Below are 18,500 nucleotides of genomic sequence, written 5' to 3' on the forward strand. Positions count from 1 at the left end.
TTTAACTGTGAATATTAGAGATAAAAGTGAATATTAATTATGGAAGTACAACGTAATTTTTTTATTTTTGCTTTTTTATTTGTTTCTTTTCTACTTTGGCAGGCATGGCAAAGTCAAATGTTTTTAAATAAAAAAACAAATGAAAAAATAGATCCAATTTTTCATTTTATTGATGTAAAAAAAAATAAAAAGAAAATTTTTATCAAAAATGATGTAATTAGTTTAGTTGTTAATATGTATGGTGGTGATGTAGAAGAGGCATCTTTACTCGCATACAAGGATACATTATATTCATCTAGACCTTTTAAATTACTTGAAACTGGATCGGATTTTATTTATCAGGCACAAAGCGGATTAATTGGAAAAGATGGACCTGATAGTTCAATAAATGATAGTAGACCATTATATTCTGCTAATAAAAATTTTTTTGTATTAGGACCTAACGAAAAAGAATTGCGTGTTCCTATCAAATGGTTAAGTAAAAATGGTGTAATTTATAAAAAAACTTTTATTCTTAAACCAAATAGATATGATGTTCAAATAGAGTATGACGTCTATAATCCAAGCAAAGAAAGTTTGAATATGAATATATTTGGACAAATAAAACAAACAATCAATTTACCTAAAAAACGTAATGTTTATAGTGGAAATTTTGCTCTTCAAACTTTTCGTGGTGCAGCTTATTCAAGTGATGATAATAAATATGAAAAATATAAATTTGATATGATCGCTAATAATAAAAACTTGCATATTATGACTGAAAGTGGATGGATAGCAATGCTACAACAATATTTTGCTGTTGCTTGGATTCCTGATAATTTAGGTAAAAATACAATATATACATCTAGTTTAGATCATGACACAGCGGTAATTGGATATAAGTCTCCTATAATTAATATTCCACCTAATTCTAGATCGATTATAAAATCAAAGTTATGGATTGGTCCGAAAATACAGAAAGAAATGAAATTAGTTGCGCCAAATTTAGATTTAACAGTTGATTACGGTTGGCTTTGGTTTTTATCTCAACCATTATTTAAATTACTAACTATTTTATATAGTATTATAGGAAATTGGGGTTTTTCTATTATTTTAATTACTTTTATTATGAGAGGGTTAACTTATCCTTTAACAAAAGCGCAGTATATTTCCATGGCAAAAATGCGTGCGTTACAACCTAAAATACAGGAAATAAAAGAAAAATTTTCAAAAGATAAACAACGTATTAGTCAGGAAATGATTTTGTTATATAAAAAAGAAAAAATAAACCCCTTAGGTGGATTTTTACCTATTTTTATTCAAATGCCAATTTTTCTATCTCTTTATTATATGCTTATAGGATCTGTTGAATTACGTCATGCTCCTTTTTTATTGTGGATTCATGATTTATCGAGTCAAGATCCTTACTATGTCCTGCCTGTGATAATGGGTTTAACAATGTTTTTTATTCAAAAGATATCTTCTACTAATCATATTTCTGATCCACTTCAAAAAAAGATTATGAATTTTATGCCGGTGATTTTTACTGCGTTTTTTTTATGGTTTCCTTCAGGATTAGTTTTGTACTATATAATTAGTAATTTAGTCACTATTATACAACAAAAGTTTATCTTATCTAACTTAGAAAAAAATAGATAAAATTGTTTGATTTTTGATATATATAAAGAAAATAATTTATGATGCGTAATGAAACTATTGTCGCCCAAGTTACCTGTCCAGGAAAAAGTGCTGTTGGAATATTGAGAATATCTGGTTTTCAGACAAAGATAGTTGCTATAAAAATTTTAGGTAAAATTCCACTAGCTAGATTTGCGACTTATTCAAACTTTTTAGATGAAAATAATGAAATATTAGATAAAGGAATATCTTTATGGTTTCCTGCTCCTCATTCTTTAACAGGTGAAGATGTACTAGAATTACAAGGCCATGGTAGTCCATTAATAATGGATTTACTAATAAGAAGGATTTTGTCTATTAATAATATTAGAATGGCTAAACCAGGGGAATTTTCTGAACGTGCTTTTTTAAATGGAAAAATGGATTTAATTCAAGCGGAATCTATAGATGATTTAATTAATTCAGAAACAGAATTATCCGCTCGTGCTTCATTAAATTCATTACAAGGAAAATTTTCTTTTTTTATTAAAGAACTGATGAATTTGATTATTGAATTTCGTATTAATATAGAATCAAATATAGACTTTTCAGAAGAAGAAATTAATATTAATATGCAGGATATAATTAATATAAAATTTCGAGAACTACATGATAAATTTTTGAAATTAAAGGCTACAGTTTTAAAAGGAAGTCTCTTAAGAGAAGGGAAAAAAATCGTAATTGCTGGACTTCCTAATTCCGGGAAGTCTAGCTTATTAAATATTTTATCATATTCTGATAGAGCTATAGTAACTGATATACCTGGTACTACACGAGATCTTCTATATGAAGATATCAGTATTAATGGTGTTAGATGTGAATTAATTGATACAGCAGGTCTGCGTGATACAGATGATAAAGTTGAACGTATTGGTATCATGCGTGCTTGGGAAATGATTAGAAAATCTGATCATGTTCTTTTTGTAATTGATAAGACACTTAGTAAATCAAAACAAAAAAAAATATGTGATGATTTTATGAAAAATATTTTAAACAATAAAACTCAAGTAACATTTGTTTTAAATAAAAACGATTTAATAAAAGATGAATTTGGTATTAAAGAAATAGATGGAACGGCATTTATTAGTATATCAGCACGTACAGGTGAGGGTGTTAATATTTTACGTGAACATATAATAAAAATTGAAAAAAATATAAATAATGAAAGTGTTTTCATTGCTCGTCGTCGTCATATCAAACAACTTGATTTAGCGTACGATGAGTTTTTAACTGCCGAAAATACATGGAGAGAGTCTGAGAATATTGAATTACTAGCAGAATCTTTAAGTATTATAAGTAAGTTTTTAGGCGAGATAATAGGTCAGTGTACTTCTGAAGACTTATTAAATCATATTTTCTCAAGTTTTTGTATTGGAAAATAAATTTTAAAAGAACAAAATTTGCCCGGAGGCGGAATTGAACCACCGACACGGGGATTTTCAGTCCCCTGCTCTACCAACTGAGCTATCCGGGCTTTTTTTATATTAAATCATCAAATGTAAAATGTTGTCAATGTTTTTTATTGTAAAAATTTTTTATATTTATATTTTATTGTTTTTTTAAAAAAAATTACTTTTTTAAAATATTTTAAAATATAAACTTTCTTAAATAAAAAAATAAAAAAATAATTTTTACCCTTGAAAGTTTTAATAAATATCCCTATATTTAAAATAAGAGAAAAATATTAAATTAATAAAAAATAATTTTTTAAAATAATCTAGAAAGATTATTTACAGGAGCATTATCATATGAAAATTCGTCCATTGCATGATCGTGTGCTTGTTAAGCGTCAAGAAGTCGAATCAAAATCTGCAGGTGGTATTGTATTAACAGGATCTGCTGCAGGGAAATCGACTCGAGGAACAGTGACAGCTGTTGGAAAAGGTCGTGTTTTAGATAATGGAGACATTAAACCATTAGATGTAAAAGTTGGTGATGTTGTTATTTTTAATGAAGGTTATGGTGCAAAAACAGAAAAAATTGATAACGAAGAATTATTAATTCTAACTGAAAGCGACATTTTAGCAATTGTTGAATAGTAAACCACATGCTATATCCATTGAAAAATTGATTTAAGGGGATGTCAAATGGCCGCTAAAGATGTAAAATTTGGAAATGAAGCCCGCATTAAAATGCTTCGTGGAGTTAATGTATTAGCAGATGCAGTAAAAGTGACTTTAGGACCAAAAGGTAGAAATGTAGTTCTAGATAAATCTTTTGGAGCACCTAGTATTACTAAAGATGGTGTATCCGTAGCCCGTGAAATTGAATTAGAAGATAAATTCGAAAACATGGGAGCTCAAATGGTAAAAGAAGTTGCATCAAAAGCAAACGATGCAGCAGGTGATGGTACCACAACAGCAACATTATTAGCACAATCTATAGTAAATGAAGGTTTAAAAGCAGTAGCAGCTGGTATGAATCCAATGGATCTGAAACGTGGAATTGATAAAGCTGTTATCAGTGCTGTAGAAGAATTAAAACATTTATCTGTACCATGTTCTGATTCTAAAGCAATTACACAAGTTGGTACTATTTCTGCAAATGCAGATGAAAAAGTTGGTTCTTTAATTGCAGAAGCAATGGAAAAAGTTGGTAATGACGGAGTTATTACAGTAGAAGAAGGTACAGGTTTACAGGATGAACTTGAAGTTGTCAAAGGGATGCAATTTGATCGTGGTTATCTATCTCCATATTTTATCAATAAACCAGAAACAGGTATTGTTGAATTAGAAAACCCATATATTTTAATGGCTGATAAAAAAATATCTAATGTTCGTGAAATGTTACCAATATTAGAATCTGTTGCAAAATCAGGAAAACCACTATTAATTATTTCTGAAGATTTAGAGGGTGAAGCTTTAGCAACTTTAGTAGTTAATTCAATGAGAGGAATTGTAAAAGTCGCAGCAGTAAAAGCACCTGGATTTGGTGATCGTCGTAAAGCAATGTTACAAGATATTTCAATTCTTACTGGTGGTTCTGTTATCTCTGAAGAATTAGCTATGGAATTAGAAAAATCTACTTTAGAAGATTTAGGACAAGCAAAACGTGTTGTTATTAGCAAAGACACTACAACTATTATTGGTGGTGTAGGAGAAAAACACTCCATTCAAAGTCGTATTAGTCAAATCCGACAAGAAATTCAAGAAGCTACTTCTGATTATGATAAAGAAAAATTAAATGAACGCTTAGCTAAACTATCAGGCGGTGTTGCAGTACTAAAAGTAGGTGCGGCTACAGAAGTAGAAATGAAAGAAAAAAAAGCTCGTGTTGAAGATGCATTACATGCTACTCGTGCAGCTGTAGAAGAAGGTGTAGTTGCTGGAGGTGGTGTTGCATTAGTGCGTGTAGCAGGGAAAATAGCTGATTTACGTGGTCAAAATGAAGATCAGAACGTAGGTATTCGAGTTGCTTTGCGTGCAATGGAAGCTCCATTACGTCAAATTGTTTCTAATTCTGGTGAAGAACCTTCTGTAGTTACAAACAATGTAAAAGACGGAAAAGGTAACTATGGTTACAATGCAGCTACTGATGAATATGGTGACATGATAGATTTTGGTATATTAGATCCAACTAAAGTTACACGTTCTGCTTTACAGTATGCTGCTTCTGTCGCTGGTCTAATGATCACAACAGAATGTATGGTAACTGACTTGCCTAAAGAAGATAAATCTTCTGATTCTAGTTCTTCTCCAGCAGGAGGAATGGGTGGCATGGGTGGAATGATGTAATAAAAAGTTTATTTTATTACAATTTTTTGAAACAATTTTAAAAATACCTTTCCTCAGAATCACTATTCTGAGGAAATTTTTTATGTTCTTTGAATATAGAAATTATTTTACTTTTGAAATAAATGATTAGAATCTTGTTCTAATAACGTTTAAAAATAATCAGCACTATTTTCTAATATTGAATATATAAAAATATTTTTATGTAAAAAAAAATCTCTAAATTTTTTTGAATCAGTATTATTAAATACTTTAATAGTAAAATTACAATCAATAAAACAATAGTACCTTTTTTAATTTATAAAAATAACTCATCAAATAGTATTTTATTTTTTTGATACTAAACATCATTTAAGGTGATAATTTTAGAAGGAGCTAAATACATATTAAAGATTTATATATAGAGGTGCTATAACGATCATCTATTTTAAATTTTTTATATTTTTTTATAAAACTTGGATTCAAAATGTAATTGTAGGTATTTTATATGCTTATATAATGATTTTTTTAAAAATTATATTTAGCATTTAAAATATTATTTTCTTATATAGAAGACTATACTTTACTTTATTTGTGTATTATATTTTTATGTTAGAATATATTTTACTTAGCAACATAAATTAATAATGTTATATAATCAGAAATCTTTTCATATAAATAGAGGTTGTATGAGAATATATCATAGTAATAATTTTCGTTCAGGTCGTAAAATTATTTTCGAAAACGAGCCGTGTTTGATAGAATCTAGTGAATTTGTAAAACCTGGAAAAGGTCAATCTTTTGTTCGTGTAAAATTGAGAAAATTATTAACAAAACAACTTATAGAGAAAACATTTAAATCTACAGATTCTTTAGAAATCGCTGATATTATAGAATATACACTTTCTTATTTATATAATGACGGTCGTTTTTGGTATTTTATAAATAATAATACTTTTGAGGAGTTATCAGTAGATGAAAAAATTATTGGAGTACATAAAAAATGGTTATTAGAACAAGATACATGTATTGTAACTTTATGGAATAATCAACCTATCTCAATTACACCTAATAATTTTGTCAATCTAAAAGTCATACATGTTCAAGCAACTCTAAAAGGCGATACTATTAATACTAGTAGTACTAAATTAGCTACATTAAGTACAGGTGCTATTGTAAGAGTCCCGTTGTTTATTCAAGTTGGTTCATTAATTAAAGTAGATACAAGATCGGGTGAATATGTATCGCGAATAAAATAGAAAAATTTTTTTATATATTAGTATTCATTTCCCTTAACATATTGTCTGTAACTATCCCATTCAAAAGTTAACCATAAACTATTTCCTAAACGCATTCTATCAATGACTCTTTCACCTAATAAACTTTTCATTCCTTTATGATCTAAATTAGACAACATTCCAGTAGAACGTTTTGAAGATGATCTTCTATCAACTATTTGATTAATAATTACTTTTTCGTAACGAGATTCAGTTTGCATACCAATTTCATCAATCATTAACAAATCGACGCTGCTTAGATCATGTAATAAATTTTCTTCAGTGATATTACTAGTCCCACTAAACGTTCCTTTCATATTAGACATTAAATCAGCTACTGTTACAAGTAAAATGCTCTTTCCATGTAAAATTAAGTAATTTCCTATAGCAGATGCCAAATGATTTTTTCCTGTTCCGGGTTTACCTGAAAAAATAAAACTAGCAATATTTTCATTAAATTCTTCTGCATAGCGTTTCGATGCTTTTAGTACTTTTCTTTGACCATCATGTTCGATTTTATAATTGTCAAATGAACAGTTCATATATAATTCTCGAATACCTGATCTGCCTAGTACACGTTGCATTTTCATTGCTTTATTTTCACGTATTATAGATTCAGATGACAATCTTCCTTGTTCTTGATTCCAAGCTAATAAGTCTTCATCATTATCAAATTTAGGTTTAATATTTTTAGGCATAAGACGTTGAAGACGTTTAAAAAATTCAGTATAAAATGTCATTATTTACCTCTAAATCCATTTGGTACAGTTTGATCGGGTGTTGGAATATATGTAATGTCTCGTTTTTTTTGTGACATGTAACTAATTGATCTGCTTTTTTGTAGACTTCGAGCTAATTTTTGCTGCCATTGTATATGATGAAAAAAACAACCTTCTGCTTGCCAATAAGAAATAAAAGATGCCAGTTCAGATTCTAATATTTCTTCAGTCAACGTAATCCCCCATAATGCAGCTTGACGAATGAAATCTTTATCTGGAGTCCATTGTGGATGCATAGAAAATTTTTTTGAGATTTGTTGTTTTGTTTTATCTAGATCTAACAGATTACATTCAAGATCAAATATTTTTTTTAATATATAAGGTGTAATTACATAAAAAATAGGGGATTTATTTTTTAATACTCCTATAATTCCTTTGTTTGATTTTTCTAAAATTTTTATGGGATTTTTACAAAATAATTCAAGAGATATATTATCGGAAATTAAAATCTTCATAAGTATTTCACTGTATTTAATTTTTTAAAATGTTTACGTATATTGTATATTATCGGACTTTTTAAAACAAAATATTATTATTCTTATTGATTGATCTTATGTACTGCAAATATATAGATAGCATTGTATTTGATTTGTAATTTTTTTTTTATATAGAGTCCAATTTTTTGGTACAATTATGGATTGTTTTTTTTCTTGTTCTATATAAATAAAAGAATTTTTTTTAATCCATTTTTTATTTTCTAGTAAATTAATAGTTTTTTTAACTAATCCTTGATGATAAGGAGGATCAATAAAAATTATATCATATGGTTTGTTTCTAGTTTTTTTTAACCAATGCAGCGTATTAGTACGTATAATTTCTACATTGTATATGTTTAACTCTTTTATATTTTTTTTAAGAGTAAGAAATGTTTTTTTTTCTATTTCTAATAAAGTTGAAAAGGCTGCATAACGAGATATAGCTTCTATCCCTAATACACCACTACCTGCAAAACAATCAAGACATCGAGAGTTTTTAATGTATTTAGATAACCATTCAAATAGTGTTTCTCTTATTTGATTAGTAGTAGGACGTAAGTTTGGAATGTTTTTAAAAGATATCTTTCTTCCCTTAAGATTTCCAGAAATAATGTAAATTTTACTATTTTTTCTAAAAAAAGAATTGTTCATTTTATTAAATTATTTATGTTAGTGATATAATTTATCTAAATATTAACAACGACTTAAAAATATTTTATTTTTTAATATTAGATATTTTGAGAAAAATAGTTTTGACTTATAAAGTAAAAGGCAAAATAACATGAAAGATAGTAAAAAAAATGGTTTTTTTTCTTGGTTAAGTTCTAAAATAAAAAAAAAGAAAACAATAGATATTAGACAAAATAATACAGATAAAAATCATGATATTAATCATGAAGACTTATATACCAAGAAAGATCTTTTAATTAAACAAGATAATCCTAAAAAAGATGAAATAGATACACTTAATGATCATGGTAAAGATATAGAGAAGGCACAAAACACAAAAAATAATTTTTTTTTGCGTTTGAAAAAAAGTTTAAAAACAACAAAAAAGAATCTTGGTGATAAAATTTATCAAATTTTTTTATCAAAAAAAATCGATGAAGTTCTTTTTGAAGAATTAGAAGAAAAAATGTTGTTAGCTGATATTGGAATTAATACCACTAATCGAATTATTAGTAATTTAATTAAAGATGTCAATCGTGAAGATTTAAAAAATTCTGAAAAATTGTATTTTTTATTAAAAAGAAAAATGTTTAATATTTTAAAAAAAGTTGAAATACCTTTAGAAATATCTAGTCATAGTCCTTTTGTGATTTTAGTTGTAGGAGTCAATGGTACAGGAAAAACTACAACAGTTGCTAAACTTGCAGAAAAATATAAACTAGAAGGGAAATCTATCATGTTAGCTGCTGCAGATACATTTAGAGCTGCAGGTATAGAACAACTTCAAACATTAGGAAAATTAAACAATATACCTGTAATAGCACAACGTTCTGGTTCAGATCCTGCAGCAGTAATATTTGATGCTGTAAAATCAGCTAAATCAAAAAAAATAGATGTTTTAATTATTGATACAGCGGGTAGATTGCATAATAAATTGCATTTAATAGAAGAGTTAAAAAAAATAGTTAGAGTAATTAAAAAAATAGATATATCTGCACCACATGAAAAACTGTTAATTATTGATTCATGTAATGGACAAAATACAATACAACAAACAGAAATATTCCATAAAGCATTAAATTTAACTGGAATTATAATTACAAAGTTAGATGGAACGGCAAAAGGAGGAGTTGTTTTTTCTTTGGCTGATCAATTTCAAATTCCTATTCGTTATATTGGGATTGGTGAAAAAATGCAAGATTTAGGTCATTTTAATAGTCAAGAATTTATTGAGTCTATATTTACATAGAAAAGGATATTATTTTAAAAATAAAAATGTTCTATTTTTTATAAAATATAGTTTAATTATTTTTTGTATAAATCTTTGATTTATATTTTTAATTAAAGTACTATAGGTATATCCCACATGTTTATAATTCAGTATATATGATTCGTTGATGCGGGAATTAAAATGATTAATAAAGTACAGATTTTATCTGTAACACCACCAGGTAATTTAGATGCTTATATCAGAATAGCTAATTTATGGCCGATGCTGTCAATTGAAGAAGAAAAAAAATTAACCAAACGATTGCGTTATAATGGCGATTTAGATGCGGCAAAAACTTTAATTTTATCTCACCTCCGTTTTGTAATTCATATTTCACGTAACTATTCAGGATACGGTTTACTGCAATCTGATCTCATACAAGAAGGCAATATAGGATTAATGAAAGCAGTACGTAGATTTAATCCAGAAATAGGCGTACGTCTTGTGTCTTTTGCAGTTCACTGGATTAAATCTGAAATACATGAGTATGTTTTACGTAATTGGCGTATCGTGAAAGTTGCTACTACTAAATCTCAAAGAAAACTATTTTTTAATTTAAGAAAAACAAAAAAAAGATTAGGATGGTTTAATGAAGAAGAAATTCAAATAGTAGCTAGAGAGTTAGGCGTTAGCAGTAGAGATGTAAGAGAAATGGAATCTCGAATGTCCGCTCAAGATGTTGCTTTTAATCCGTCACCTGAAGAGCATTGTGATAGTAAAACAAATAGCTCTATACAATATTTACAAGATAAAACTTCTAATTTTGCCAATGGAGTAGAACAAGATAATTGGGAAGAACATGCTGCGAATAAATTAAGTAGCGCGTTATTAAGATTAGATGAACGTAGTCGTCATATTATTCATGCGCGTTGGTTAGATAAAAATAAAAAAAATACCTTGCAGAATATCGCAAATAATTATGGAATTTCTGCAGAACGCGTACGACAATTAGAAAAAAATGCAATGAAAAAATTAAAATTAGCCATAGAAGCTTAATTAAAAATGACATTTTTAATACAAAAAAAATTTTTTATTAAAAATTATTTATATAGAGTATGAGACTAAGTTTAATTCATTCAAAAAACTCATACTCTTTTTTTTTAGATTAATGAAAATTTTTTATAGATTAATAAATTTTATTCTACTGTTACCGATTTAGCTAAGTGTCTCGGTTGATCAATATCCCTTCCTTTTTTTAATGCAACATAATAAGCAAATAATTGTAGGGGAATTGTATAAAAAATAGGTGCTATTAATTCTTCTACATACGGAAGCTTTATAGTATTTATATTTTCTTCATAATCAAATTCTTGATTAGAAAAAACATAAACTATTCCTCCTCTAGAACATATTTCTTTAATATTTTTTTTATTTTTCTCTAATAGAGAATTTTCAGGAGCAATCATAATAACTGGTATATTTTTATCGATTAATGCTAGAGGACCGTGTTTGAGTTCTCCAGATGGATAAGCTTCGGCATGAATATAAGAAATTTCTTTTAATTTCAAAGCACCTTCCATTGCAATTGGATACTGATTACCTCTTCCAAGAAAGAGCATGTTTTTTTTATTAGCTAATGTATTAGCCATATCTTGTATTAATTGTTTTTTTTTTAAAATTTCTTCAATTCTAACAGGTAAAATACTTAATGTTTGTACAATTCTTTTTGAGGTATTATTGTTTTCTTTTTTTGAATTTATTATTTTAGCAACTAATAAAAGTAAAACAGTCAATTGAGTCGTAAAAGATTTTGTAGAAGCCACTCCTATTTCTAATCCCGCTTTAGTTAGTATATAAAAATCAGATTCTCTTACTAAAGATGAACTTTTCATATTGCATATAGTTAGATTTCCTAAATATCCAAGTTTTTTAGAATACCTCAATGCAGATAACGTATCAGCAGTTTCTCCTGATTGTGACAAAGTAATTAATAAACTCTTTTTTCTTACAACTAGTTTTCTTGAAGAAAATTCAGATGCAATTTCTACATCACAAGGAATATTTGCAAGTTCTTCAAACCAGTATCGAGAAACCATAGCAGCATTATAAGAAGTACCACATGCAACTATTTGTATATGTTCTGTATTATAAAATATATTATTTTCTTTTGATCCTAATTCAGAAAAATGTACTTTATTACTATTTGTTAGACGATTTTTTAAAGTATTACGAATTGATTTAGGTTGTTCATGTATTTCTTTTTCCATATAATAACGGTACTTTCCCTTCTTTGCTGATTTGTATTCTATATTAGATACTACTTCTTCTCGTTGAATTATAGAATTATTTTTATTAAAGATGTTAATTTCTTTTCTTGCGACAATGGCAATATCGCCTTCTTCTAAGTATATAAAACGTTTTGTTACATGCAATAATGCAATTTGATCAGAAGCTATAAAATTTTCTTCTGTTCCTAATCCTATAATTAATGGACTTCCAGAACGTGCTGCTATTAATTTGGAAGGATTATTTTGATCTATTACTACCATACTATAATTACCATCTAATTTTTTTATACTATTTTGTATAACTTTTATGAGGGAATCTTTTTTTTTGTTTTGTTCCCAATGTAATAAATGTGCAATTACTTCTGTATCAGTATCTGAAGAAAATATATATCCTTGTTTTTTTAAAAATCCACGCAGTGTGGAATTGTTTTCAATAATTCCATTATGTACAACAATAATATTAGAAGAAATATGTGGATGAGTATTCTCTTTTGAGACTTTCCCGTGAGTAGCCCATCGAGTATGAGCAACTCCAATACTACCAAGTATTTTTTTTTTATTTGTTTTTTTTATAAGTTCGTTGACCTTTCCAACACAACGAATTCTAACAATATTGTTTTTATTATCTATTACAGCCAATCCTGAAGAATCATATCCTCGGTATTCTAGTTTTTTAATACCATCGATAAGAAAATTGGCAATATTACGTTGTGTTACTGCAGCAACAATACCACACATATTGATACCTTTCATTTTTTTATTAAAAAATTTCATTTTAATATAAATATATTGATTTAATAAGCTATGTTAATTTTTTTTAATGATTTTTTTTGAACGCATCCAGTTTTTTTTGTATTTTTGTTCTTTAGTGTTATAAACTAAACATGGTGTATTGACGTCTTTTGTTACAGTAGTACCTGCTGCAATAGTAGTATTTTTTGCGATTTTTATAGGAGCGATCAGTTGTGTATTAGAACCTACTAAAACATTATCACCAATAATAGTTTTGAATTTATTTGCTCCATCATAATTACATGTAATACTACCTGCTCCAATGTTTACTTTAGAACCAATTTCAGAATTACCAAGATAACTTAAGTGTTTTACCTTAGATTCATTTTTAATAAAAGTATCTTTTGTTTCAACAAAATTTCCTATATGAACATTTCTATCTAATAAAGTATTTGATCGCAAATGAGCAAATGGACCTATAATACAGCCTTTTCCTATTTTAGAATTTTCTATAATTGTATATGCTTGAATGTTAGTATTACTATCAATACTACTATTTCTAATAATACATCCAGGACCGATTTTAACATCGTCACCTAAAATAACATTATTTTCTAAAATCACACCTGTGTCTATTTCAACGTTTTGACCATGTTGTAATGTTCCTCTAAAAATAAAATGAGATGGATCTTTTATTGTAACTCCATTGATAAGAAGTTTATTAATTTGTTTTTTTTGAAAAATTTTCTCTAAATTAGATAATTGCAACTTATTATTAATCCCTAATATCTCTTCATAATTTAATGGTTCTATTGTTTTAATAAAACTACCTTCAAGATGAGCTAAAGCGATAATATCTGTTGCATAAAACTCTTGTTTTTCATTTTTTTTATCAATTTTTTTTAGCCATCGTGTTAAATCTTTACTTTGAGCTATAAAAATACCTGAATATATTTCTTTAATATTTTTTTGTTCATTGGAAGCATCTTGATCTTCTATTATACTAATAACTTTTCCTTTTTTTCGTAAAATACGGCCATATCCATTAGGATTTTTTACTTTTGCAGTTAATAAACTAATTTTTGATTGTTTTTTAGATTTTTGTAATTTTTTTATTGATACTGGAGAAATAAATGGGACATCTCCATATAGAACTAGTATTTCTGTATTATCTGAAATTTTTTTTATTGCTAGCAGTATAGCATGACCTGTTCCTTGTGGTTTTTTTTGTATTATCCATTGAATTGGGATGTTATAAATATTAGATAGTACAGGTTTTTTTTGATCACTGTAAACCAATATAATTTTTTTAGGTTTTATAGATTGAGCAGTTTCTATTACATGTTCTAAAATTGTTTTTCCTCCTAAAAAATGTAGTACTTTAGGATGATTAGATTTCATTCTAGTTCCTTTACCAGCTGCAAGTATTACGATAATGATTTCTTGTGTTAACATAAAAACCCTTTTTTTATATATTTTTTACTGAATAGTTTTAATTGATTGTACATTATTTTTTTTATATCGTAATTTGTTGATTCGAGAATATAAAATTTTTAATAAATACTTTTTACATGCAAATTAAGATATATAATATAGTATTCGTAATAAAATATATTATGTTTTTAAGGTTTTTTATGTATCGAATTATTGCAGTGGATTTAGATGGCACTTTGCTTACTTCAGAAAATAAAATAACAAAATATACTAAAGAGATTATACAGATATTAATACAAAAAAAATTTTATTTTGTCTTTGCTTCAGGTCGTCATTATATAGATATTATGAAGATTAAGGATAGTTTAAAAATAAATATTTTTATAATTTCTTCTAATGGTTCTAAAATTTACAATTTAGATAATAATCTAATATTTAGTGATAATTTAGATGAAAATATTGCATCAAAACTATGTAGAATAAAATATTCAGACAAAGAAATTATTACTCAGGTATATCAAAATGATCAATGGTATATAAATAATAATAAAGTAGAAAATAATTTTTGTTCTCTACTTTCATCATTGCAATATAAATATTTTTATCCAGATGATTTAAATTTTAAAAATATCAGTAAAATTTTTTTTACAAGTAGAAATTTTCAAAAATTACATATTCTCAAAAGAAAAATTATTAATTTTTATGGTAATAAAGTTCATGTTAATTTTTCAATTCCAGGTTGTCTTGAAATTGTATCAGGGACCACTTAAAAGGTTATGGATTAAAATTAATAGCTAATTTACTAGGAGTGTCTTTGAAAAATTGTATTGCTTTTGGCGATGGAATGAATGATCAGGATATGTTAAAAGTTGCGGGTAAAGCATATATTATGAAAAATTCTGATCCACATTTAAAAATAGCACTGCCGCATCTTGAAATCATTGAAAGCAATGATAATGATGGTGTAGCAAGATGCTTGAATAAAATTTTTATAGAAAATAATAAAGAGATGTTATAAAGTTATAAAAATTTCTTATACAAGAAGTTTTTTTTGATTTCTGTAGATGGCTATATAATTATTGCTATGTCCTTTTTCTTATTAGTTTTTCTTTCGATTATAAACCTTGATTTTTTTAATTATTTAATATTCAAAAAAGGTCATGTACAATTCTAATTTTTTCTGAGACTTGTTTGTATTTAAAAGAAAAAATGTATTATATATGATTTTAAACATAGATGTAAGATTATATCTTAGAAAAAGATAATTTAATATATCTAGTCTGTTTTATCAAAAAATAGATTTTGTCAATATTGCATATATCAGGTCCGTTGATCGAGTGTTGTTTTTTAAAAAAAAGAGTAGTTAAAAAATACAACTAAGCGTACTTCAAAATTAAAAACTAGTATATATAATCAATTATTTGAGAGTGCATACTTCAGAAATTAGTTTAATATCAATTTTTTCTTGTCTTAGAAACCTTCGAAGATTAAACATGATACCCAAATAAAAATATATTTTTATTTTAAAAGGATTTTTGAAGATTTATAATAGTAATTTAAACTATTGAATATATCTGTATATTTAATGAATAATTAAATGATTATATATAATGAAAGTCTATATATTATTTAATATATTTTAGATAGTTGAAATAACATTTTACCTTGTATTGTAAAAATTATGGAATTACTTTTTCTGAGAAATAATTTAAATCCTGTTTTTTCTAATTAGTTAAATTGATATGATATTACTGATTGTATTTGATATAATTAAATAGCATCTGTTTTCAATACACTGTTATTTTTTTAAGGCTTATTATATTTATAGATATTTTATTCCAATTATAACATTCCTTCATATCGAGAACTAACTATTAATGCTTGCTCATTTTCTTTAATTGTAAGAATTACAAATATGTATTTTATGTAAGTATTTATAAATTATTTTCATGATCAAAAATATAATTTAAAAAAATAGGACATTTAAAATGACAATTTTAAATCATACTTTAGGATTTCCAAGAATAGGATTAAACCGAGAATTAAAAAAAGCTCAAGAACAATATTGGTCCGGGGAACTGATGATTAAAGATTTATTATTAGTTGGTTCTGAATTAAGGAAAAAAAATTGGCAAAAACAGAAAGAATCTGGAATTGATTATATTCCAGTTGGAGATTTTGCTTGGTATGATCATGTATTAACCACGAGTATGATGTTAGGAAATATCCCAGAAAGACATAATAATACAGTTGACTCTATTGATTTAGATTGTCTATTCCGTATTGCTCGAGGTTGTCCTCCGGATATTTCAGCTTCAGAAATGACTAAATGGTTTAATACTAACTATCATTATATTGTACCTGAGTTTTATAAAAACAAAGTTTTAAAGTACTCTTGGAAACAAATTTTAGATGAAGTAGATGAAGCTTTATTATTAGGGCACAAGGTTAAACCTATACTTTTAGGACCGATTACATATCTTTGGTTGGGAAAAGTAAAAGGAGAATATTTTGATCGTCTTGATATTTTAAAAGATATAATTCTAATATATAAGCATGTTTTAAAAGAATTATCTAACCGTAGTATTGATTTTGTTCAAATTGATGAACCTGTTTTGGTTTTAGAATTACCAAAAAAATGGAAAGACGCTTATCATTATGCTTATAAAGAATTATCCGGTATAACAAAATTATTGCTTACAACATATTTTGACAGTATTGAGCATAATATAGAATTTATTCGTGATTTACCTGTTCAAGGTATTCATATCGATCTAGTGCATGGAAAATATAATTTAAAAAATTTTAGTTCTAAAATACCATCAGAATGGATGCTGTCTTTAGGTGTTATTAATGGTCGAAACATTTGGCGTTCCGATCTTTTAAAATGGTTTAAATCTATCAAATCGATTTCAAATCATCATAGAAAAATATTAATCGGTTCATCTTGTTCTTTATTACATACACCGATTGATTTAGTAGCAGAAAAACACTTGGATAAAGAAGTAAAAAGATGGTTTTCTTTTGCTGTACAAAAATGTGAAGAATTAAGATTATTATCAAGTGCTTTAAATGATAATGACATTGATTCTATTAAAGAATGGAGTTTACCTATTTATGAGCGCAGTGTTTCTAAAAGAGTAAATAAAATCGAAGTAGAAAATCGCTTATCAAATGTTTTAATTGATAAACATCAACGTTTAAGTCCCTATAAAACTCGCTCTATAGAACAAAATAAAAAGTTTAATTTTCCTATTTTACCAACAACTACTATTGGATCTTTTCCTCAAACTATCAGTATAAGAAAATTACGAAGAGATTTTAAATTAGGGTTAGTGACTGAAGAAGAATACACAAAAATCATTAAAAAAAATATTAAAAAAGTTATAAAAATACAAGAAGAATTAGATATTGATGTTTTAGTACATGGTGAAGCTGAAAGAAATGATATGGTAGAATATTTTGGTGAACATTTAGATGGATTTGCATTTACAGATAATGGATGGGTACAGAGTTATGGTTCACGTTGTGTAAAACCTCCTATTATTATTGGAGATATTAGTCGTCCTAAACCCATGACTATAGAATGGTCTAAATATGCTCAATCTTTAACTAAAAAACCAGTTAAAGGGATGTTAACAGGACCGGTTACAATTTTACTTTGGTCTTTTCCTAGAGAAGACGTTTCATTAAAAAAAATTGCAACACAAATTGCTTTAGCATTATATGATGAAGTTCTAGATTTAGAAAAAGAAAAAATAGAAATAATCCAAATTGATGAGCCAGCATTACGAGAAGGGTTGCCTCTACGAAAAAGTTCTTGGCATGAATATTTATCTTGGGCGGTTGATGTATTTCGTTTAAGTGCTTCAGGTGTTAAAAATACTACACAAATTCATACACATATGTGCTATTGTGAATTTAATGATATCATGGATTCTATTGCATTATTAGATGCTGATGTGATTACAATTGAAGCAGCTCGTTCAGATATGGAATTATTAGAATCATTTAAAAAATTTAAATATCCTAATGAAGTAGGTCCAGGAGCATACGATATTCATTCTTCTAATATACCAAGCGTACAATCTATAATTTCTCTTTTAAATAAAGCAATGAAATATATTCCATTAAAACGTATATGGGTTAATCCAGATTGCGGTTTAAAAACGAGAAATTGGAACGAAACAATATTATCTTTAAAAAATATGGTTGAAGCAACGAAAATACTTAGAGAAAAAATGAAAGATAGTGAATGTGATTAAATTG

At 26.8% G+C, this 18,500-nt stretch carries 15 protein-coding genes and 1 tRNA gene; 10 read left to right on the forward strand and 6 right to left on the reverse strand.

Features of this window, described 5'->3' with window-relative positions; translation table 11 throughout:
• Positions 1-39 precede the first annotated feature (39 nt).
• Together yidC and mnmE are read left to right on the forward strand one after the other, a co-directional pair.
• Positions 40-1,638, forward strand: a complete 1,599-nt coding sequence (gene yidC, locus BU_RS00130; RefSeq protein WP_010895904.1) for a membrane protein insertase YidC — start codon at positions 40-42, stop codon at positions 1,636-1,638.
• A gap of 38 nt (positions 1,639-1,676) precedes the next feature.
• Positions 1,677-3,038, forward strand: coding sequence for a tRNA uridine-5-carboxymethylaminomethyl(34) synthesis GTPase MnmE (gene mnmE, locus BU_RS00135; protein ID WP_009873978.1), 1,362 nt, complete (start codon positions 1,677-1,679; stop codon positions 3,036-3,038).
• A 19-nt stretch (positions 3,039-3,057) separates the two neighbouring features.
• Here the strand turns inward: mnmE and BU_RS00140 are convergent.
• Positions 3,058-3,130 (reverse strand) — tRNA-Phe (locus tag BU_RS00140).
• 274 nt (positions 3,131-3,404) lie between these two features.
• Here BU_RS00140 and BU_RS00145 point away from each other — a divergent pair.
• The 3 genes from BU_RS00145 (at position 3,405) to efp (ending at position 6,625) form a co-directional block, all read left to right on the forward strand.
• Positions 3,405-3,695: a co-chaperone GroES gene (locus BU_RS00145; RefSeq protein ID WP_009873979.1), complete on the forward strand. Its 291-nt coding sequence runs from the start codon at positions 3,405-3,407 to the stop codon at positions 3,693-3,695.
• A 48-nt stretch (positions 3,696-3,743) separates the two neighbouring features.
• Positions 3,744-5,390 carry a chaperonin GroEL gene (gene groL / locus BU_RS00150; protein ID WP_009873980.1) on the forward strand — a complete coding sequence of 549 codons (1,647 nt, stop codon included), beginning with the start codon at positions 3,744-3,746 and terminating at the stop codon, positions 5,388-5,390.
• Positions 5,391-6,055: 665 nt separating this feature from the next.
• Positions 6,056-6,625, forward strand: a complete 570-nt coding sequence (efp, locus tag BU_RS00155; RefSeq protein ID WP_014498809.1) for an elongation factor P — start codon at positions 6,056-6,058, stop codon at positions 6,623-6,625.
• Positions 6,626-6,642: 17 nt separating this feature from the next.
• Here the strand turns inward: efp and dnaC are convergent, their stop codons facing one another.
• From dnaC to rsmD, 3 genes are all read right to left on the reverse strand, one after another.
• Positions 6,643-7,383 (reverse strand): DNA replication protein DnaC, encoded by a 741-nt coding sequence (gene dnaC / locus BU_RS00160; RefSeq protein WP_009873982.1) that lies wholly within the window; start codon positions 7,381-7,383, stop codon positions 6,643-6,645.
• A complete protein-coding gene (dnaT, locus tag BU_RS00165) occupies positions 7,383-7,877 on the reverse strand; it encodes a primosomal protein DnaT (protein ID WP_009873983.1) in 495 nt (164 codons plus the stop codon). Before dnaT ends, dnaC begins: the two co-directional genes overlap by 1 nt.
• Before the next feature lie 96 nt (positions 7,878-7,973).
• Positions 7,974-8,549 (reverse strand): 16S rRNA (guanine(966)-N(2))-methyltransferase RsmD, encoded by a 576-nt coding sequence (gene rsmD / locus BU_RS00170; protein WP_009873984.1) that lies wholly within the window; start codon positions 8,547-8,549, stop codon positions 7,974-7,976.
• A 130-nt stretch (positions 8,550-8,679) separates the two neighbouring features.
• Here rsmD and ftsY point away from each other — a divergent pair, with 130 nt between their 5' ends.
• Both ftsY and rpoH read left to right on the forward strand, forming a co-directional pair.
• The gene (ftsY, locus tag BU_RS00175) at positions 8,680-9,816 is read left to right on the forward strand and encodes a signal recognition particle-docking protein FtsY (protein ID WP_010895906.1); all 1,137 of its coding nucleotides are present in this window, start codon (positions 8,680-8,682) and stop codon (positions 9,814-9,816) included.
• A gap of 162 nt (positions 9,817-9,978) precedes the next feature.
• Complete coding sequence (gene rpoH / locus BU_RS00180) at positions 9,979-10,833, forward strand: RNA polymerase sigma factor RpoH (RefSeq protein WP_009873986.1); 855 nt, start codon at positions 9,979-9,981, stop codon at positions 10,831-10,833.
• Between the two features lie 140 nt (positions 10,834-10,973).
• On the opposite strand, the gene glmS is transcribed toward rpoH, so the two are convergent.
• The gene (gene glmS / locus BU_RS00185; RefSeq protein WP_009873987.1) at positions 10,974-12,803 is read right to left on the reverse strand and encodes a glutamine--fructose-6-phosphate transaminase (isomerizing); all 1,830 of its coding nucleotides are present in this window, start codon (positions 12,801-12,803) and stop codon (positions 10,974-10,976) included.
• A gap of 69 nt (positions 12,804-12,872) precedes the next feature.
• Positions 12,873-14,252, reverse strand: a complete 1,380-nt coding sequence (gene glmU / locus BU_RS00190; RefSeq protein ID WP_009873988.1) for a bifunctional UDP-N-acetylglucosamine diphosphorylase/glucosamine-1-phosphate N-acetyltransferase GlmU — start codon at positions 14,250-14,252, stop codon at positions 12,873-12,875.
• 179 nt (positions 14,253-14,431) lie between these two features.
• On the opposite strand from glmU, the gene BU_RS00195 reads away from it, so the two are divergent.
• From BU_RS00195 to metE, 3 genes are all read left to right on the forward strand, one after another.
• A complete protein-coding gene (locus BU_RS00195; RefSeq protein ID WP_010895907.1) occupies positions 14,432-15,001 on the forward strand; it encodes an HAD hydrolase family protein in 570 nt (189 codons plus the stop codon).
• A 44-nt stretch (positions 15,002-15,045) separates the two neighbouring features.
• Positions 15,046-15,249 (forward strand): HAD hydrolase family protein, encoded by a 204-nt coding sequence (locus tag BU_RS03215; protein WP_269445964.1) that lies wholly within the window; start codon positions 15,046-15,048, stop codon positions 15,247-15,249.
• 970 nt (positions 15,250-16,219) lie between these two features.
• Complete coding sequence (gene metE, locus BU_RS00200) at positions 16,220-18,496, forward strand: 5-methyltetrahydropteroyltriglutamate--homocysteine S-methyltransferase (RefSeq protein ID WP_009873990.1); 2,277 nt, start codon at positions 16,220-16,222, stop codon at positions 18,494-18,496.
• The last annotated feature ends 4 nt before the right edge of the window (positions 18,497-18,500 follow it).

The sequence above is a fragment of the Buchnera aphidicola str. APS (Acyrthosiphon pisum) genome, assembly GCF_000009605.1.
Classification (GTDB): domain Bacteria; phylum Pseudomonadota; class Gammaproteobacteria; order Enterobacterales; family Enterobacteriaceae; genus Buchnera; species Buchnera aphidicola_I.